Annotated in this window: 12 protein-coding genes; 2 read left to right on the top strand and 10 right to left on the bottom strand. The window is 73.8% G+C overall.

Annotated elements, in window-relative coordinates; translation table 11 throughout:
* Positions 1-2: 2 nt before the first annotated feature.
* On the bottom strand, positions 3-2,534 hold the full coding sequence (locus tag ACQPZK_RS22265) for an FtsK/SpoIIIE domain-containing protein (RefSeq protein ID WP_433534852.1): 2,532 nt from the start codon (positions 2,532-2,534) through the stop codon (positions 3-5).
* A gap of 188 nt (positions 2,535-2,722) precedes the next feature.
* Here ACQPZK_RS22265 and ACQPZK_RS22270 point away from each other — a divergent pair, with 188 nt between their 5' ends.
* Complete coding sequence (locus ACQPZK_RS22270) at positions 2,723-4,264, top strand: M1 family metallopeptidase (protein WP_433534853.1); 1,542 nt, start codon at positions 2,723-2,725, stop codon at positions 4,262-4,264.
* 303 nt (positions 4,265-4,567) lie between these two features.
* Here ACQPZK_RS22270 and ACQPZK_RS22275 read toward each other — a convergent pair whose 3' ends face one another.
* The 4 genes from ACQPZK_RS22275 to gltB all read right to left on the bottom strand — a co-directional run bounded on the left by ACQPZK_RS22275 (position 4,568) and on the right by gltB (position 12,935).
* On the bottom strand, positions 4,568-5,107 hold the full coding sequence (locus tag ACQPZK_RS22275) for a hypothetical protein (protein ID WP_433534854.1): 540 nt from the start codon (positions 5,105-5,107) through the stop codon (positions 4,568-4,570).
* A 58-nt stretch (positions 5,108-5,165) separates the two neighbouring features.
* Entirely contained in the window at positions 5,166-6,551 is a 1,386-nt protein-coding gene (locus tag ACQPZK_RS22280) for an MFS transporter (protein ID WP_433534855.1), read from the bottom strand.
* A 167-nt stretch (positions 6,552-6,718) separates the two neighbouring features.
* A complete protein-coding gene (locus tag ACQPZK_RS22285; RefSeq protein ID WP_433534856.1) occupies positions 6,719-8,239 on the bottom strand; it encodes a glutamate synthase subunit beta in 1,521 nt (506 codons plus the stop codon).
* A complete protein-coding gene (gltB, locus tag ACQPZK_RS22290; protein ID WP_433534857.1) occupies positions 8,232-12,935 on the bottom strand; it encodes a glutamate synthase large subunit in 4,704 nt (1,567 codons plus the stop codon). The genes ACQPZK_RS22285 and gltB overlap by 8 nt, the downstream gene beginning before the upstream one ends.
* Positions 12,936-13,079: 144 nt before the next feature.
* Here gltB and ACQPZK_RS22295 point away from each other — a divergent pair, with 144 nt between their 5' ends.
* Positions 13,080-13,925, top strand: coding sequence for a GNAT family N-acetyltransferase (locus ACQPZK_RS22295; RefSeq protein WP_433534858.1), 846 nt, complete (start codon positions 13,080-13,082; stop codon positions 13,923-13,925).
* Between the two features lie 52 nt (positions 13,926-13,977).
* On the opposite strand, the gene ACQPZK_RS22300 is transcribed toward ACQPZK_RS22295, so the two are convergent.
* The 5 genes from ACQPZK_RS22300 to trpC form a co-directional block, all read right to left on the bottom strand.
* Positions 13,978-15,165: an FAD-dependent monooxygenase gene (locus tag ACQPZK_RS22300; RefSeq protein WP_433534859.1), complete on the bottom strand. Its 1,188-nt coding sequence runs from the start codon at positions 15,163-15,165 to the stop codon at positions 13,978-13,980.
* Between the two features lie 14 nt (positions 15,166-15,179).
* Positions 15,180-16,379, bottom strand: a complete 1,200-nt coding sequence (gene lgt, locus ACQPZK_RS22305) for a prolipoprotein diacylglyceryl transferase (RefSeq protein ID WP_433534860.1) — start codon at positions 16,377-16,379, stop codon at positions 15,180-15,182.
* Positions 16,380-16,745: 366 nt separating this feature from the next.
* Positions 16,746-17,549 (bottom strand): tryptophan synthase subunit alpha, encoded by an 804-nt coding sequence (trpA, locus tag ACQPZK_RS22310; protein ID WP_433534861.1) that lies wholly within the window; start codon positions 17,547-17,549, stop codon positions 16,746-16,748.
* 1 nt (position 17,550) lies between these two features.
* On the bottom strand, positions 17,551-18,789 hold the full coding sequence (gene trpB, locus ACQPZK_RS22315) for a tryptophan synthase subunit beta (RefSeq protein ID WP_433534862.1): 1,239 nt from the start codon (positions 18,787-18,789) through the stop codon (positions 17,551-17,553).
* A gap of 37 nt (positions 18,790-18,826) precedes the next feature.
* Entirely contained in the window at positions 18,827-19,630 is an 804-nt protein-coding gene (gene trpC / locus ACQPZK_RS22320) for an indole-3-glycerol phosphate synthase TrpC (RefSeq protein ID WP_433539276.1), read from the bottom strand.
* Positions 19,631-19,812 lie beyond the last annotated feature (182 nt).

Genomic DNA, 19,812 nt, shown 5'->3' on the forward strand with positions numbered 1-19,812 from the left:
CGTCAGCGCTCCCCGTCCGGCTCGTGCCCGTCGCGGGCGAACGGCACGATCAATCTGGTCCGCTGGTCGTGCCGGTCGACCAGCAGCGCCCGGTCGGCGCGCGGTGTGTAGGCGAGGTCGTGCACGCCGAGGTGCAGGGCGAGTTCCGCCCCCGGCACGTTGAGCGCGACGAGGCAGGCGACGTCGTCGCGGTTCTGGGTGCCGCCGAGGTCGTCGGAGAGCCGGCGCAGGCCACGCCACCAGCCCAGCAGGTGCACGCCATGCGCGGGGCCCTGGCGCAGCACGGCACGCAGGTCGTCCAGGCCGGAGCGGAACGTCACCGGGTCGGACGCGCCCAGCACCGGCGCGGCGGCGTCCATCCCGAACACCACCAGGTATTCGCGGCCGGCCGGCTCGGCGGCCAGCGCGGCGATCCGGTCGCGTAGTCCGGCCGCGTCGAGGCGGTGCACCGGGTGACCGGCGGCCCGCAGCGTGGCCTCGGTCTCGGCGGCGACCGGATCGGCGGCGGTGACCAGGGAGGCCACCTGGAACCGGACGTCACCAGGGGTGTGTTGACGGGCCAGGCTCAGCGCGGCGGCGCGCAGCACGTCCGCGCCGGCCGGTGTGGTGCCGACGACGGCGAGGTGCCGGCCGGGCGTGGTGTCCATGAGGAACAGCGCGGTGGTGCCGTGCACGTCGACCGTCCGGCCGACCAGCGCCATGGGGCGGCGGCCACCGGGACGCAGCCCGGCGAAGGTGGGATCGTCCTCGATGCGGGCCGCCTCGTACCCCTTGAAGACCGCCGGGGCCCGCGAGCCCGGCGGACGGGCCTGCCACAGCTCGTGGCGCAGCGCGGCGAGTTCCCCGGCGGCGGCGTGCGCGTCGGGGAAGCGCAGGACGGTGTCGGCACCGACCGCGCCGGCAGCGGTGTTGATGACGGCGGCGCCGATGGGCAGGGCCGCGGCGGCGTCGTTGAGCTGGTCGAGGACGCCGCCACCGCCGGGCAGTGCCACCCGCAGCGCGAACTGCCCGAAGATCGCCTCGGCCCGGCCGTAGAGCGCCTCGATCCCGGTCATGCTCTGGCTCGCCAGCACCAGGTGGATGCCGTACGAGCGGCCCTTGCGGGCCAACTCCTCCAGCAGGTCGACCGATTCGCGGGCCAGGGCGTCGTTGCCGGCCAGGAGCACGTGGAACTCGTCGATGACGGCCACGATGCGCGGCAGCGGATTGTCCCGCGGCAGGTCGGCGAGCTTGGTGACCCCGTGCCGCTTCAACGCGGTGGCGCGCCGCTGTGCCTCGCGGCGCAGTTCCCGCAGCACCGCCAGGCCGTACTCGCGGTCGGACTCGATGCCGACCGCGCGCGCGTGCGGCAGCCAGGACGGGTCGCGGCCGGTGGGCACGAACTCGGTGAAGCTCACGCCCTCCTTGAAGTCGAGCAGGTAGAGCTGCAACTCGGCGGGTGAGTACCGCGCGGCCAGCCCGTACAGGACGTCGAGGAGGAAGACCGTCTTGCCCGCGCCGGTCCGCCCGCCGACCAGCCAGTGCGGGGTTGCGTCATCGAAGGCGACGGTCAGCGGCGTGGCGCCGGCCCGGCCGACGACGGTGCGCAGGCCGTTGGCCGCCGACTCGGCCCAGCGCCGCTCGGGCAGCAGCGCGGCGAAGGGCAGCGCGTCGGCGCGTCGGGCGGCCGCGCCGACGTGCTCGGCGAGCGCGCGGACCGAGGCCGGCGGCGGGTCGCCGTCGAGCAGCACGGGGGCGGCGAGACCGCTGCCGTCGGCGCTGAACGGGGTGCCGGGCGGGTCGCCGACGTGCGCGTACCCCTCGGTGAGCCGGATGGCGGTGGTGCTGCCCAGCGGCGGCGACGTCTCGCCGGGCAGCCGGGACGGATGCCCGGCGACCAGGACGCAGACGGCGGCGGCCGGGCCGGCGTGGGTGAGCGCGGCGAGTCGGGCCAGCTCCCGTGGCGCGGGGGCGGCGGTGGCGACCACCAGCAGCAGCTGCCGGGTGGCGGGCTCGGCGTGCTGGGCGGCGCGGGCGTGCCGTTCGGCGGCGTCCAGCAGGGCGGTCACCTCGGCCTCGCTGGTGGCCGGCGGGTCGAGCACCCCGGCGTCGAGCAGCGGGCGCAGCGGGCCGAAGGTCGCGCCCAGCGCGGCGGTGTCGATGCCGGCGACCCGGACCCGACCGGGTGGCGCGGTGGCCACGAGCCGCAGCACCAACGCCCGCAGCAGCGCGGCGACCCGCCCGTCCCGGGCGTCGGTGTCCAAAGCCAGGTGGTGGCCGCCGCCGAGCGGCACGAGCACCGCGAACCCGCCGTCCTCGGTGGACGCCTCGCCGACGCGCACCGCGACCGGCTCGTCGGTCAGGGCGGCGACGCCGGGGGTCGGTGTGGCCAGCGCGCCGCCGAGGCGCGCGAGCCGGGCGACGAGGTCGGCCCCACCCGCCCGGGGCGTCGGAGGCGGCGCCACGCCGAGCACGGCCCGGGCCGCGTCCAGATGGGTACGGGCCGCCCGGTGGGCGGTGACCGCCTGCCCGTACGCCGACGCGAGCCTGCCCACGCATCGCCTCCCACGTCACGGCCGTCCGGTTCGCGCAAACCCTAACGGACACCGGTGACGCCGGGACAGTAACCGACCCCCGCTTTCGGATCGTGGCGGCGGCGCCCTGCCGCGCGCGCCGGGCCAGCGACGTTCACAGCTGTCGATTAGGTTGGCGATGCGAAAACCCGATGGAGGGAGTGCACCTCGTGCGTCGAGTCCTCACGGCGGCCACCGCCGCCCTGACCCTCACCACCGCCGGCACCACGCTCACCGGCGCGCCCGCCGCGGCCGCCCCGGCGGCCTGGGGCCGACCGGTCGTCACCGCCGCGCCGCAACCCGGCGCGGCCGGCCTGGGCGACACCTACTTCCCCGACTACGGCAACGGTGGCTACGACGTCTCGCACTACGACGTCCGGCTGCGCTACGACCCGGCCACCGACCGGCTCACCGGCACCACGACGATCCTCGCCACCGCGACGCAGGACCTCTCCGCGTTCAACCTGGACTTCCTGCTGGACGTCGAGTCGGTACGCGTCAACGGCTGGGAGGCCGACGCCAGCACCGCGGGCACGCACGAGCTGGTCGTCACCCCGTCCCGCACCATCTCCCGGGGCCAGCAGCTCACCATCGTGGTGCGCTACGGCGGTGTGCCGTCCGAGACGCTGGTCGGCGGCTACACCGGCTGGACCCGTACCGACGACGGGGCGCTCGCGGTCAACGAGCCCGAGTCGGCCTGGTGGTGGTTCCCGAGCAACGACCACCCGCTGGACAAGGCCACCTTCGACATCTCCGTGTCGGTGCCGACCGGCGTCGAGGTGATCAGCAACGGCGTGCAGCCGAGGCCGCCGCTGGCCGAGGCCGGCAATCGGACCCGCTGGATCTGGCGGACCACCTCCCCCACCGCCACCTACCTGGCGTTCATGGCCATCGGCCAGTACGACATCGTCACCGACACCACCCCGAGCGGCCAGCCGGTCGTCAACGCGTACAGCACGTCGCTGGGCGCGCTCGGGCCGGCGGCCCGGGCCAGCATCGAGCGCACCGGTGAGATCGTCGACTGGGAGAGCGGGATCTTCGGCCCGTACCCGTTCGAGGCGCAGGGCGGCGTGGCCGGCCCGGTGGACGGCATCGGCTTCGCCCTGGAGACGCAGACCCGCCCGGTGTACGGGCCGGGCTTCTGGCGGCGCGGCGCCAACACGTACGTGGTGGCCCACGAGAACGCCCACCAGTGGTTCGGCGACTCGGTCTCGGTGGCCGAGTGGCGCAACATCTGGCTCAACGAGGGATTCGCCTCGTACGCCGAGTGGCTCTGGTCGGAGGAGCAGGGCGAGGGCACCGCGCAGGAGGTCTTCGACTTCACGTACGCGAGCTACCCCGCCGACGACGAGTTCTGGCAGGTGCTGCCCGGTGACCCGGGCGCCGACCGGATCTTCGACAACGCGGTGTACGACCGGGGCGCGATGACCCTGCATCAGCTGCGGCTGGCCGTCGGCGACGACGCGTTCTTCGCGATCCTGCCGGCGTGGACGGCCGAACACCGGTACGGCAACGGCACCATCGAGCAGTTCCAGGCGCTGGCCGAACGGATCTCCGGTCTGGACCTGGACGATCTCTTCACCACCTGGCTGTTCACCGCCGGCCGACCGGACGTGGCCAGCGCCGCACGCAGGGCCGCCCCGCCGGCGGAGCCGAAGTCCTGGTCCAAGATCCGCGAGTCCCACGAGGCGCACCGCCTGCTGTCGCACTAGCGGCAGTCGTCACCCGGAAAGGCCCGTCGCCCGTGCGGCGGGCCTTTCCGCGTACCCGCTGGTCCCGCCAGAGCGATCTCACCTGCCACTGCTGCGCCCCGCCACCTCTCCCCCACGCGTCCTTTGCTCTGCTTCAACGGACGCAACACCGGTTGTCCGACTATCGGACGTGCGGTGTTGCGTGGAGTGAAGCAGAGCAAAGGACGCGCAGAGGTGGTTGACCGCCGGGCCGGCGTCGTCGCCAGCTGTCGGATTCGGGGTCGACCGGGTCGCGCAGGCTGCTGCGGAGACGGGATCGGCGTCTCAGGACGCCGGCGCCACCGAACGGTCCGCGGCCGCCGCAGACCCCGCCGGCTCGGCCGTGCTCGCTTCGACGGCGCGGATGTGGCGATAGGCGAACCAGAGCGGCGGGAACGCCCCGACCGCGAAGGACAGGTCGACGAGCGTCCAGAACCACGGGATGTCCCGGATCGGGCCGCAGATCAGCGCCAACGGGATGATCCCCGCGCAGGCGATCATGCCGACCTGTACCACCCAGACGTTGCGCACCGGGTCGCGCAGCGGGCCCCAGAACGCCACCGCCAGCACCAGGTGGGCGAAGGCCAGCCAGTCGGTGCCGTAGAGCAGGAACGGGTAGTCCCGGTCCGCCGTCACCAGTCCGGTGTGGACCCGTTCGATCCAGGCGACGAGCGCCGGGAACTGACCGGCGAGCGGGTCCAGCGCGCGCAGCAGCCAGCGCACCTCGATCTCCAGTGGAAACGCGGTGGCCCCGCTCAGGAAGAGGCCGATCAGCACGATCCACAGCCACCGGCGGGTACGCCGCAACCGCTCCTCGTTGTCCATGATCGCAGCGTAACGATGATCTTCGTGTCGCCCGGTCCCGGAAGTGGTGACCGCTGTCTCAGTGCCGCGCGCCCCGGCCGGCGAGGGTCAGCTCCCCAAGCCGGAGGGGACCCGCGGCGGTTCCACCGTTGGCGACGACGCACACCGCACCGGCCGGCCGTACGACGCGGGCTGCCCGCCACGCCGCTCGCCGTACCGGATGGCGTGGCCGTGGGACGACCAGCGTGAGCGTAGCGGCACGGCCGTGTTGCCGGTCCAGGGCGACGGCCGCCGCCGTGGTGGCGATCGCGGCGGCCGAGCCGGCCAGGACGAGCGTCTGCCGTGGCCCGGCGTGTTCGGCCAGCCACCCGAGCAGCGGCGCGCCGACGGCGGCCGAGACCGAGCCGGTGACCGCGAGCGCGGCGAGCACCCGGCCGCGCATCGCGCCGTCGGTGTCGAGTTGGGCACGGGTGCCGACGGTGGTGTCGATGACGACCGCGGCGGCGGCGATCGGGAGGATCACCGCGGCGAAGCTCCAGACGCCCGGGACGACACCCGCGACGATCTGCAGGCCGCTGGCCAGCAGGCCGGCCCCGACCAGGGTCCCGTAGCTCAGCGACCGCCGCCGTGCGGCGACGAGCGCGCCCACCACCGTCCCGACCGCGAACACCGTGGACAGCAGGCCGTAGCCGGACGCGCCGACGGCCAGCGGTCCGTCGCTCATCGCCGCCATCGTCACCTGGTAGTTGCGGCCGAGGCTGCCCAGCACGAACGACAGGGCGAGCGCGAGCAGCAGGACCGGTTGTCCGCGCAGGTAGGAGAAGCCGGCGCGGACGCCGTGGCGGGTCGGGCCGTCGGTGGCCACCGCGCCGGCCACGGCCCCCGGACGTACGGCGAGCAGCGCCACCACCACTGCGGCGAAGCTCGCCGCGTTGACGCCGAAGAGCAGCGCCGGGCCGACGCCGGCGACGCCGACGGCCCCGAGGCTCATGCCGAGGATGCGTCCGGCGGAGTTGGTGAGCGAGCCGAGCGCCAGCGCGTTGCCGAGCGTCTCGCGGTCCACCAGCGTCGAGGACCAGCGGCCCATGACCGGCCCCTCGATCGCCGAGACGGCGCCGCTGGCCAGGGAGATCGCAAAGATCAGCGGAAGCCCGCCGACCCCGGTGAGGGCGACCGCCGCGAGGCCCGCGGCGAACGCGGCGTGGGCCACCTGGGCGGCGATCAGCAGCGGACGGGCGGGAAGCCGATCGGCCAGCACACCGCCCCAGACGCTCAGCAGCAGCGTGGGGGCCGCCTGGAGCAGCACGGCGACGCCCATCGAGGTCGCCGAGCCGGTCTCCTTCAGCACGTACCAGTTGACTCCGAGGACCTGCATCCAGGTCCCGATGACGGAGACGAAACCGGCGAGCGCCCAGATCCGGTAGTCACGGTGGCGCAGCGCGGCGAAGGTGGCACCCGTGGCCACGACGAACCTCCAGCGATCGACGACGTACGACGAGCCGATCGCAGCGCGGTTCGGCAGCCGACAAGTCTTGCCGGCTCAAACCTTTTTGCCCAGATTTGTGAATGGTTTCACCTCGGGGAATGCCCGGCCGGCACGGCGACCTCGCCGTGCCGGCCGGGCCCCTCAGCTCAGCGGGCGGCCAGCGGCTGCGCGGCCGGGCCGACCGGGGCGGGCAGCGCGCCGACACCCCCGAGGTAGCCGTGGATCGCGGCGGCCACCGCGCGCCCCTCCGCGATGGCCCACACGATCAGCGAGGCGCCCCGGTGCATGTCCCCGGCCACGAACACGCCGTCCGACTCGGTCTGCCAGTCGTCCCGGGCGTCGACGGCACCCCGGGCGTGGCGGGCCACCCCGAACTGCTCCAGCAGCGGCTGCTGCTCGGTGCCCTCGAATCCGATCGCCAGCAGCACCAGGTCCGCGGGCAGCTCCCGCTCGGAGCCCGGCACCACCGTGACCACGCGTCGGCCGTCCACCTTCTCGACCGTCACCTCGGCGATCCGTACCGCCCGCACCTGGCCGGTGCCGTCGTCCACGAACTCCTGCACCGCCACGGCGAAGACCCGCTCGCCGCCCTCCTCGTGCGCCGGGTAGTTGCGCAGGAGCCACGGCCAGGTCGGCCACGGGTCCCGGGCCTCGTCGCGCTCGGTCGGCGGCTGCGGGTACAGGTCGAGCTGGTGCACGCCCGCCGCGCCCTGCCGGTGCGCGACGCCGAGGCAGTCCGCCGCCGTGTCACCGCCACCGATGATCACCACGTGCTTGCCGGCCGCGTCGATCGGGGTGCCGTCGGGCAGCACCGCCCGCGCCAACCGACGCTCGGCGGCCTCCTCGGTGGTCGCGGTGGCGACCGCCCGGTTCGCCGCGACCAGGTGGGCCATGGCCTGGTGTACGCCCCGAAGCGCCCGCCCCGGCGTCTCCGGAGTGTCCCGGCCCTGCAACGCGCCGCAGGCCAGCAGCACCGCGTCGTGCTCGGCGCGCAGCTGCTCGGCGGTGACGTCGACGCCGACGTTCACGCCGGTGCGGAAGCGCACCCCCTCGGCGGTGAGCTGGGCCAACCGGGCGTCGATGTGCCGCTTCTCCAACTTGAAGTCGGGGATGCCGTACCGGAGCAGACCGCCGATCGCGTCGTCGCGCTCGTACACCGTCACGGCGTGGCCGGCGCGGGCGAGCTGCTGGGCGGCGGCGAGACCGGCGGGCCCGGAGCCGACGACGGCCACCGACCGGCCCGACGGCGTCGGGATCGGGTGCGGGGTGAACCCGCGGGCCGCCGCCGCGTCGGCGATCTCCACCTCGACCTGCTTGATCGTCACCGGCTGGCCACCGGCGATGCCGAGCACGCACGCCGCCTCGCAGGGCGCCGGGCAGAGCCGCCCGGTGAACTCCGGGAAGTTGTTGGTGGCGTGCAGGGACTCCACGGCGGCGTCCCAGTTGCCGGTCCGCACCAGGTCGTTCCAGTCCGGGATGCGGTTGCCCAGCGGGCAGCCGTCGTGGCAGAACGGGATGCCGCAGTCCATGCACCGGGTGGCCTGTTCGCGGATCAGCTCCTCGCCGGCCGGCGGGTAGACCTCGCGCCAGTCGCTGATCCGCACCGGTACCGGTCGGCGGGCCGGCAGACGCCGGTCGTAGCGCAGGAAACCGTTCGGGTCAGGCACGGGCCACCTCCGGGGTGGCCGCCCGCGGCGCGGGCGGCACGGACGCGACCGGCGCGCTGAGCGCGCTCATCACCGCGTCGTCGACGTCATGGCCGGCGGCTTCGGCGGCCTTCATGATCTCCAGCACCCGGCGGTAGTCGCGGGGCACCACGGCGGTGAACTCGGCCACCGCCTCCGGCCAGCGCTTGAGCAGCTCCTCGGCGACCGCCGAACCGGTCTCGGCGACGTGCCGCTGGACCAGCTCGTGCAGCAGCGTCTGCTCCTGCTCGCGCAGCGGCGCCAGGTCGACCAGCTCGGCGTTGACCCGGGACCGGTCCAACCGGTGCACGAACGCGGTCCCGCCGGACATGCCGGCGGCGAAGTTGCGGCCGGTCGCGCCGAGCACCACCACGGTGCCGCCGGTCATGTACTCGCAGCCGTGGTCGCCGACGCCCTCGACCACGGCGACCGCGCCGGAGTTGCGCACCGCGAACCGCTCCCCCACCCGGCCGCGCAGGAAGACCTCGCCCGCCGTCGCGCCGTACAGGATGGTGTTGCCGGCGATGATCTGGTCCTCCGCGCGCTGCCCCGGCTCGGCCTCGGGGTCGAGGAACGGCGCGGCGGCGTCCGGACGCACGACGATGCGTCCGCCGGACAGGCCCTTGCCCACGTAGTCGTTGGCGTCGCCGTGCAACCGCAGGGTGACGCCCCTCGGCAGGAAGGCGCCGAACGACTGGCCGGCGGTGCCGTGCAGCACGAACTCGATGGTGTCCTCGGGCAGGCCGTCGCCGCCGAAGCGGCGGGTCACCTCGCCGCCGAGCATCGCGCCGACGCTGCGGTGCTCGTTGCGCACCGCCACCTCGACCCGCACCGGCGCGCCGTCGGCGAACGCCGGGGCGGCCAGCGCGATCAGCTCGTTGTCCAGGGCGTGCTCCAGGCCGTGGTCCTGGGCGCGGACCCCGCGTCGGACGGTGTCGGCGGGCAGCTCCGGCAGGTGCAGAACGGGGGCCAGGTCGAGGCCGTTGGCCTTCCAGTGCGACAGCGCCGGGGCCACGTCGAGCAGCTCACTCTGCCCGATCGCCTCCTCGATGGACCGCAGGCCCAACTCGGCCAGATAACCCCGGACCTCCTCGGCGAGGAACAGGAAGAAGTTCTCCACGAACTCCGGGGTGCCCGTGTACCGCTCGCGCAGCACCGGGTTCTGGGTGGCGATGCCGACCGGGCAGGTGTCCAGGTGGCAGACCCGCATCATCACGCAGCCCGAGACGATCAGCGGGGCGGTCGCGAAACCGAACTCCTCCGCGCCGAGCAGCGCCGCGACCAGGACGTCCCGGCCGGTCTTGAGCTGGCCGTCGACCTGCACGGTGACCCGGTCGCGCAGCTTGTTGAGCAGCAGCGTCTGCTGCGCCTCGGCCAGGCCCAGCTCCCACGGGGTGCCGGCGTGCTTGAGCGAGTTCATCGGGGACGCGCCCGTGCCACCGTCGTGACCGGAGATCAGGATGACGTCGGCCTTGAGCTTGGCCACGCCCGCGGCGACGGTGCCGACGCCGACCTCGCTGACCAGCTTGACGTGCACCCGGGCCGCCGGGTTGACGCACTTCAGGTCGTGCACGAGCTGGGCGAGGTCCTCGATGGAGTAGATGTCGTGGTGCGGCGGCGGCGAGATCAGGCCGACGCCGGGGGTGGCGTGCCGGGTACGGGCGATCCACGGCCAGACCTTGTTGCCCGGTAGCTGACCGCCCTCGCCGGGCTTCGCGCCCTGGGCCATCTTGATCTGGAGGTCGTCGGCGTTGACCAGGTATTCGCTGGTCACGCCGAACCGACCGCTGGCGATCTGCTTGACCGAGGAGCGGCGCAGCGGGTCGTGCAGCCGCTCGACGTCCTCGCCGCCCTCGCCGGTGTTGGACTTGCCGCCGAGGCGGTTCATCGCGATGGCGAGCGTCTCGTGCGCCTCGGCCGAGATCGAGCCGTACGACATGGCGCCGGTGGCGAATCGCTTGACGATCTCGGAGGCCGGCTCGACCTCGTCGATCGGCACCGGCGGACGGACCCCGGTGCGCAGGGTGAACAGGCCCCGCAGCGAGCCGGCCTGCGCGGCGAGCGCGTCCACCTTGGACGTGTACTGGCGGAAGACGTCGTACTGCCGGCTGCGGGTGGCGTGTTGCAGCAGGAAGACCGTCTCCGGGTTGAACAGGTGCAGCTCACCCTCGCGACGCCACTGGTACTCGCCACCGACCTCCAGCCGGTCCGAGTCGGCGGTGCCCGCCGGCGGCCAGGCCAGCGCGTGCCGGGCGGCCACCTCGGCGTGCACACCGGCCAGTCCGACGCCGCCGATCCGACTCGGGGTGCCCCGGAAGTACCTGTCGATGAGCCGGCTGTCCAGGCCGACCGCCTCGAACACCTGCGCCCCGCAGTACGACGAGACCGTCGAGATGCCCATCTTGGACATGATCTTGAGAACGCCCTTGCCGAGCGCCTTGGCGTAGTTGTGCACCGCCTTCGTCGCCTCGACGCCGGCGAGCGCGCCCGTGGAGATCATGTCTTCCACGGACTCGAACGCCAGGTACGGGTTGACCGCCGCCGCGCCGTACCCGATGAGGACCGCCGCGTGGTGCACCTCGCGGCAGTCGCCGGACTCCACGATCAGCGCCGCCTGCGTCCGCGTCTGCTCGCGGACCAGGTGCTGGTGCACGGCGGCGGTGAGCAGCAGCGACGGGATCGGCGCGAGATCGGCGTTGGAGTCCCGGTCGGAGAGCACCAGGATGCGTACGCCGTCCTCGATGGCCTCGGAGACGTGCCGGCAGATCTCGATGAGCCGCGCCTTGATCCCGGCCGCGCCGTCGCGCAGGCGGTACAGGCCGGAGACCCGGACGGCCTTGAAGCCGGGGAGGTCACCGTCCTCGTCGATGGAGAGGATCTTCGCCAGCTCGTCGTTGTCGATGATCGGGTGCGGCAGCACGATCTGCCGGCAGCTCGCCGCGTTCGGGTCGAGCAGGTTGCCCTCCGGCCCGATCGTCGACGCCAGGCTGGTCACCAACTCCTCGCGGATGGCGTCCAGCGGCGGGTTGGTGACCTGCGCGAAGAGCTGATGGAAGTAGTCGTAGAGCAGTCGCGGCCGCGTCGACAGCGGCGCGATCGGGGTGTCCGTGCCCATCGAGCCCAGCGGCTCCGCGCCGGTACGCGCCATGGGCGCGAGCAGGACCTTCAGCTCCTCCTGGGTGTAGCCGAAGGTCTGCTGGCGGCGGCGCACCGAGTCGTGGGTGTAGACGGTGTGCTCACGGGCCGGCAGGTCGTCCAGCTCGATCAGCCCGGCGTGCAGCCACTCGGCGTACGGCTCGGCGGCGGCCAACTCGGACTTGATCTCGTCGTCGTGCACGATCCGGCCGGCCACGGTGTCGACCAGGAACATCCGGCCCGGCTGGAGCCGACCCTTGGCCACCACGTGGGCGGGGTCGAGGTCGAGCACGCCCGCCTCGGAGCCCAGCACCACGAGACCGTCGTCGGTCTGCCACCAGCGCCCCGGGCGCAGCCCGTTGCGGTCCAGCACCGCGCCGACGATCTCGCCGTCGGTGAAGGCGACCGACGCCGGCCCGTCCCACGGCTCCATGAGGCTCGCGTGGAAGCGGTAGAACGCCCGCTTGTCCGGCTGCATGCCGGGGTCGTTCTCCCATGCCTCCGGGATCATCATGAGCACCGCGTGCGGCAGGCTCCGGCCGGCCAGGTGCAGCAGCTCCAGCACCTCGTCGAAGTTCGCCGAGTCCGAGGCGGCGGGGGTGCAGACCGGGAAGACGCGCCGAATGTTGCCCGGCACGTTCGGCGAGCGCAGCAGCGCCTCGCGGGCCTGCATCCAGTTCCGGTTGCCGCGGATCGTGTTGATCTCGCCGTTGTGGGCGATGAACCGGTACGGGTGCGCCAGCGGCCACGAGGGGAACGTGTTCGTGGAGAAGCGGGAGTGCACCAGCGCGATCGCGCTGTCGACCCGCTCGTCGCGCAGGTCCGGGTAGAACGCCGGCAGCTGGTCGGGCGTGAGCATGCCCTTGTAGACCATGGTGCGGCTGGACAGCGACGGGAAGTACGCCGGCACGCCCCGCTCGGCGGTCTCCCGCTCGGCCTGCTTACGCAGGCAGAACGCCACCCGGTCCAGCTCGATGCCGCGCAGCGGGGAGCCGGCCGGCCCGGCGGGCGAGTCGGTGAGGCGGTGCGCAGCCACGAAGACCTGCCGGACCCGGGGCATGGCCGCCAGGGCGGTGTCGCCGAGCCCGTCCGGCTCGATCGGCACGTCCCGCCAGCCGAGCAGGTCCGCCCCCTCGACCAGCGCGTACTTCTCGACCACCCGACGGGCGCGCGCCTCGGCGGCGTCGTCGTCGGGCAGGAAGACCAGGCCGGTGGCGTACTCGCCGGCCGGCGGCAGCGGAACCTCGGCGACGGCGCGCAGGAACGCGTCCGGCACCTGGATCATGATGCCGGCGCCGTCGCCGGTGTTGGGCTCCGCGCCCCGGGCACCGCGGTGATCCAGGCGGCAGAGCGCGCCGAGCCCGTTGGCGACGACGGAATGGGACCGTCGGCCGTACAGGTCCGCCACGAAGGCCACCCCGCAGGCGTCGTGCTCCTGCGCCGGGTCGTAGAGGCCCTGGGCCTCAGGGCGGGGGCCGGGCGTCGGGGACGCCTGCGGGCTGTGCGGGTGCGGCTGTGTCGAATCCGCGTACGGCTGAGCCACCGGGCCTCCTGTCGTCACTCAGGTTGGATCATGGTGGGGACGACGTCGGCCCGTGGGTCTATTGAGTCTACGTTAGGGCTGGGGGCACAAGGCCACTCAAGATTGATCACACCGTCCAGAGTCTGGGACGTGTAGTCTCGCGCGGTGGATTCGGTGCGCAAGGACATCTTCGACCGGTTGGAACGTTTCTACGACGCCGTGCCCCGGGACGTCGCCAGTGTCGAAGAGCACGGCGCTCTGGTGCTGTTCGTCCGTGAGGGCGCCGGCTGGCCGTTCTACGCCCGCCCCCGGATCGACGCCACCGAGACGCCGTCGCTGGCCGACGTGACGGCCGTCCGGGCACGCCAGCGTGAGCTGGGCCTGCCGGAGGCCTTCGAGTGGGTGCACGACACGACGCCGGAGTTCCTCGCGGTGGCCCGCTCGGCCGGGCTGTCCGTGCTGGAGGCCCCGCTGATGGTCCTCGACCCGGCCGCCCTGCCCGATCCGGCGACACTCTCCGACGTACCCGTGCGGGTGCTGGCGGCGGACTCGCCCGACTTCGCCGCGGACGTGGCCGCCCGGCGGGCCGTGGCGGCCGTGGCGTTCGGCGTACCCGGCACCGAGCCCGGCGAGGCCGGACCGGCCGCGCGGGACGCGGCGGTCACCGAGCTGGAGCTGGCCGCGCTCGACGAGGAGCGGGCCCGCATCGCCGACGGCCGACGGATCTCCGCGCTGGCCGGCACGCCGACCGAGGGCGCGCTGGCCAGCGGCATGGCCATGCGCGTGGACGACGTCGCCGAGATCGCCGGGGTGGCCACCCTGCCGTCCGCCCGCCGACGCGGGATGGGCGCGGCGCTGACGGCCACCCTCGCCCGGGAACTGGTCGCCGCCGGCACCGGGCTGGTCTTCCTCTCCGCCGGCAGCGAGGAGATCGCCCGGGTCTACCTGCGGGTCGGCTTCCGCCGCATCGGCACCGCCTGCATCGCCGAACCCGCCGCGCTGATTCCCTGAGCCACGCCACCGCTCCGGACGACCGCGCGCGCGGCCGGCTGAGCGCCGCCGGTCAGGCCGGCGGACGCCACTGGGCCGCGGAGGCGGCGGCGCTGGAGAGCAGCCGCGAGTTGATCGTGCCGAGCGCGGCGTCGCGGGCCCGCAGCGCCAGCCGGCCCCGGGTCTGCAGCACCGCCGACATGCGGCGGGTCTGCCGGACCACGGTCGCCGCCCGGGGACGGCGCACCCGGTCGTACGTCTGCACGGCATCGGGTAGCCGGGCCTCGCGCAGCAGGGAGGCGAGGGTGGCGGCGTCCTCGAACGCGAGGCACGCGCCCTGCCCGAGGTGCGGCGGCATGGCGTGCGCCGCGTCGCCGAGCAGCACCACCCCGCCCGGCCCGACGCCGAAGCCGTACGCGCGCGGCAGCGGGCGCAGCTCGCGCACCTCCTGCTGGACCAGGTCGCTCGGATCGGTGGCGTCGAGCAGCGCGCCGATCGGCGCGGGCCAGCCGGCGTACCAGCGGCGTAGCAGAGCGAGCTGGGTCTCCGGCGGCTCCGGACGGGGCGCGCCGGCCGCCGTGGCCACCCAGTAGATGCCACCACGCGTGGAGCCGCCCGAGGAGCCCCGCTCGCCCAGCGAGGCGGCCACGAAGCGGTAGCCCGCCCCGAGGACCTCGCCGGCGATCGGCTGGTCGGCGGGCAGCCGGGGCGCCCGGTACCAGGGGATGACGGCCCGCCAGGCGGCGCAGCCGGAGCTGACCACGCCGGCCTCGGGCGCGAGTTGGCGGCGGATGACGCTGTCCGTGCCGTCCGCGGCGACCACCAGGTCGGCCTCGATGGTCTGCCGTCCGTCGTGCACACCCGGGCGTTCGCCCGGGTCGACGCGCACGTGGCGCACGGTCACCCCGGTACGAAGCTCGACCCGGTCGCCGAGCCCGGCGATCAGGGCGTCGTGCAGGTCCTCCCGATGCACCACCACCGGCATCCGGTCGGCCGGCGTCGGCCGGGGCTGCACGAGCCAGTGCCCGTCCGGACGGCGTACGCCGCCGTCGGGCAGCGGCGTGGCGATGGCGGCCAGACCGGCGCCCAGGCCGAGGGCCTGGAGGGCTCGCACGCCGTTGGGCCAGAGCACCACGGCGGTCGGCTCGGGTCGGACCCGCTCTGCACGGTCCAGCAGGGTGACCTGCCAGCCGGACCGGGCCAGCGCGCCGGCGACCGCGAGGCCACCGACCCCGGCGCCGACCACCACCGCGCTTCGCATCGGACCGCCCCCGCTCAGCTGTCCCGGTCGGCGGGGCGCGCGCCGGTGGCGTCGGCCCGGGCCCCGTCGCGCGCCTCGGGCGTGCCGTCCGTCGATTCGTCGGCCCGGTCACCGTCGGCGGCGTCGTCGACGGACGGCTGCTCGTCGTCGGTGGAGGGCTCGGCACCCTCGGGGCGTACGTCGTCGGCCGGCTCCGGCGGCGCGACGCCGGTGTCCCGCCAGGTGTCGTACTGCTCCTCGCTGACCACCCGGTAGCCCTCCGGGGCGGCGGCGCGCGCGCCGGTCTCGCGTGCGGAGATGTCGACCTGCGACACGTCGGACGACGTGGGCGGCGTGGGGGTGGCTGCCGCGCCGATCGGGATCAGATACTCGCGGGGGCCACGGACCCGCACGAAGTAGGCCAACGCGCCGAGGAAGACCAGGGCCGCGGTCCACACGTTGAGCCGTACGCCGAAGATCTGGTTGGCCTCGTCGGTGCGCATCAGCTCGATCCAGAACCGGCCGGCCGTGTAACCCATGACGTACAGCGCGAACGCCCGGCCCCGCCCGAGCTTCAGCCGCTTGTCCAGGACGAGGACCAGCCCCGCCACCCCGAGATTCCACAGCAGCTCGTAGAGGAACGTCGGGTGGTAGAGGCCCGGCTCGAGAATCGGCTGGCCGGCGTCGTCGCGCAGGGCGTGCCCCGGACTGTCCGGGTCCATCCGGTGGATCTCCAGACCCCACGGCAGCGTCGTCCGGCCACCGAACAGCTCGTTGTTGAACCAGTTGCCCAACCGGCCGACCGCCTGCGCCAGCGGCAGCCCGGGGGCCAGCGCGTCGGCCACCACGCCGAACGGGATGCCGAGCTGCCGGGCCGCGATCCAGGCGCCGACCGCGCCGCCGGCGACCGCGCCCCAGATGCCGAGGCCGCCCTCCCAGATGAAGAACGCCTTGAGCGGATCGCCACCCGCGCCGAAGTACTTCTCCGGCGAGGTGATCACGTGGTAGATCCGGGCGCCGATGATGCCGGCGGGCACCGCCCAGACGGCGATGTCGAGCACCGCACCGGGCGCGACGCCACGCTGGCGCAGCCGGCGCTCGGTCACCCAGCAGGCCAGCACGATGCCGGCGATGATGCACAGCGCGTACGCCCGCAGCGGGAACGGCCCCAGCTGCCAGACGGCGGTGCTGGGACTGGGCAGGGCCGCCTGGGGCGATAGCGAGGCGATGGTCACGGGTGCACACGCTACCGCTGCACACCCCCGCAGCGGCACCCCGGGCCGCCGCACGTCCATCCCGATGACTTCTGGTTTGCGCCGCCGTAGGCTCTTTGTCCATGAGCGCGCTCACCTGGGCGGTCGCCGCGGTCGTCACCGATGCCGCCGGCCGGGTGCTGCGCGGCGAGACGGCGACGGACCCGTCCCTCAGTCGCTGACTCCACACAGCGGTCCCGCGCCGGGTCAACGCTCGTCGGTGAGCCTGTGCCCGGGAGCGCACCCGCCAGAGAGCCTGATGCCTGTGCGTCATCTTGATGACGCACAGGCATCACGGTCTTCAGGGCACGGCAGGCCCGGCGCCCGCGCCGCGAACGGTCCGAAGGGTCAGCGGGCCGGGTTGCGGACGCCCTCGGCGAGTTCGGCGCTCAGGGTACGCAGCGCGGTCAGCCCCTCGGCCTCGGAGGAGGCGTCCAGCACGCACCGCACCAGCGCGCTGCCGACGATCACCCCGTCGGCGTACCCGGCGACGGTGCTGGCCTGCGCGCCCGTGCCCACGCCCAGGCCGACCCCGACGGGCAGGTCGGTGACCCCGCGCACCCGGGAGACGAGGGTGGGAGCGGCGTCGGACGTACGCGCTCGTGCGCCGGTCACTCCCATCACCGCCGTGGCGTAGACGAACCCCCGGCAGTGCTCGACGGTCATCGCGAGCCGGGCGTCGGTGGACGACGGCGACACCAGGAAGGTGCGGTCCAGCCCGTGGGCGTCCGAGGCGGCCAGCCACTCGGCAGCCTCGTCGGGAATCAGGTCCGGTGTGATCAGGCCGGTGCCACCGGCGGCAGCCAGGTCACGGGCGAACACGTCCACGCCGTACCGCTCGACGGGATTCCAGTAGGTCATCGTCACGACGGGCGCACCGGTCGCCGCGACGGCCTCGATGATGCGCATCGTGTCGGCCGTACGGACGCCGCCGGCCAGCGCGATGTCGCTGGCCTTCTGGATGACCGGCCCGTCCATCACCGGATCAGAGTACGGGATCTCCACCTCGATGACGTCGACGCCGGCCTCGACCATCGCCGTCATGGCCGCGATGCTGCCCTCGACGGACGGGAACCCGGCCGGCATGCAGCCCACCAGCAGGGCCCGACCGTCGGCCCGGGCCTTGTCGAAGGCCACCCCGATGCGACTCACGTCAGCGCTCCTTGTCGAGGATGCCGAAGTAGTCCCCGGCGGTGTGCACGTCCTTGTCACCCCGGCCGGAGAGGTTCACCACGATGGTGGGCTCCCGGCCCAGCTCGGCGGCGAGCTTCGGGGCCAGCGTCACGGTGCCGGCGAGCGCGTGTGAGCTCTCGATCGCCGGGATGATGCCCTCGGTGCGGCAGAGCAGCTCGAAGGCGGCCATCGCCTCCTCGTCGGTGACCGGCAGGTAGCTGGCCCGGCCGGTGTCGTGCAGCCAGGCGTGCTCGGGCCCGACGCCCGGGTAGTCCAGGCCGGCGGAGATCGAGTGCGACTCCAACGTCTGCCCGTCGGCGTCCTGCAACACGTACGTGCGGCTGCCGTGCAGCACGCCCGCCGACCCACCGGTGATGCTGGCCGCGTGCCGGCCGGTGGCCACGCCGTCCCCGCCGGCCTCGAAGCCGTACAGCCGGACGGTCTCGTCGCCGACGAAGGCGTGGAAGATGCCCAGCGCGTTGGAGCCGCCGCCGACGCAGGCCGTGACCGCGTCCGGCAGCGCGCCGGTCAGGTCGAGGCACTGCTGCCGGGCCTCGTCGCCGATGCCCCGGACGAAGTCCCGCACCATGGCCGGGAACGGGTGCGGCCCCGCGGCGGTGCCGATCAGGTAGTGGGTCGCGTCGACGTTCGCCACCCAGTCGCGCATCGCCTCGTTCATCGCGTCCTTGAGGGTGCGCGAGCCGGTCGTGACCGGAACGACGGTGGCCCCGAGCATCCGCATCCGGGCCACGTTGAGCGCCTGCCGCTCGGTGTCCACCTCGCCCATGTAGACCACGCACTCGAGGTCGAACAGGGCGGCGGCCGTAGCGGTGGCGACGCCGTGCTGGCCCGCCCCGGTCTCGGCGATCACCCGCGTCTTGCCCATCTGCTTGGTGAGCAGCGCCTGGCCGAGCACGTTGCGAACCTTGTGCGCGCCGGTGTGGTTCAGGTCCTCGCGCTTGAGCAGCACCCGGGCGCCGACCTTCGCGGAGAACCGGCGGGCCTCGTAGAGCAGCGACGGCGTGCCGGCGTAGTCGCGCAGCAACGCCCCGAACTCGGCCCGGAAGGACTCGTCCGCGATCGCCGTACGCCACGCCCCGTCGAGCTCGTCCAGCGCGGCCACCAGGGCCTCGGGCACGAATCGACCGCCGAAGCGACCGAAGTGGCCGGCGGAGTCGGGCTGCGAACCGGCCACCGGGGCCAGCGCGTCGGCGCTCATCGGACAATCCTCTCGGTGGGGCGTCACACCGGCGCGGTCAGCGCACCGGCCGGGGCGTCGCCGGGTGGTTGCCGGCGTTGACCAACTCGGCCACCGCCTCGCGTGGGCTCTTCTGGGTGACCAGTCCCTCGCCGACCAGGACCGCGTCGGCGCCGGCGGAGGCGTACCGGATCAGGTCGTGCGGCCCGCGGACGCCGGATTCGGCGATCTTGACGACGCTGCTCGGCAGGCCCGGCGCGATCCGCTCGAACACCGAGCGGTCCACCTGAAGAGTACGCAGGTCACGGGCGTTGACCCCGATCACCTGCGCGCCGGCCTCCAGGGCCCGGTCGGCCTCCTCCTCGTCGTGGACCTCGACGAGCGCGGTCATGCCCAGCGACTCGATCCGCTCCAGCAGGCCCATCAGCACGTTCTGCTCCAGGGCGGCCACGATCAGCAGGACCAGGTCGGCGCCGTGCGCACGCGCCTCGTGCACCTGGTAGCTGGAGACCACGAAGTCCTTGCGCAGCACCGGCACGGTGACCGCGGCCCGGACGGCGGCGAGGTCGTCCAACGAACCGCCGAACCAGCGGCCCTCGGTCAGCACGCTGATGGCCCGCGCGCCGCCCGCCGCGTAGTCGGCGGCCAGGTCGGCCGGGTCGGCGATCTCGGCCAGCCGGCCCTTGGACGGTGAGGAACGCTTGACCTCGGCGATGACCGCCACGCCGGGCTTACGCAGCGCGGCGTACGCGTCCAGCGGCGGCGGCGCCGCCGCGGCCAGTTCACGGATCCGTTCCAACGGAACCTGCTCCTGGCGACGGGCGACGTCCTCGCGCACGCCGGCCAGGATCTCGTCGAGCACGCTTACGGACGCTGCCTGACCGGCCTCGTCCCCCTCCGCGTGCGCATGCTCAGCAGTCACCAACGGACTCCCCTCTCCGGGTGTCATGGGCCGATGCTAGGGGCACCCGACCGAGGCCGGGAGCCGGGGGTATGGCGCTGCTCACGAAAAGGCCTGCGGCATAATGGCCGACTTGCCGTGAA

Source organism: Micromonospora sp. CA-249363, from assembly GCF_050950185.1.
Lineage (GTDB): Bacteria > Actinomycetota > Actinomycetes > Mycobacteriales > Micromonosporaceae > Micromonospora.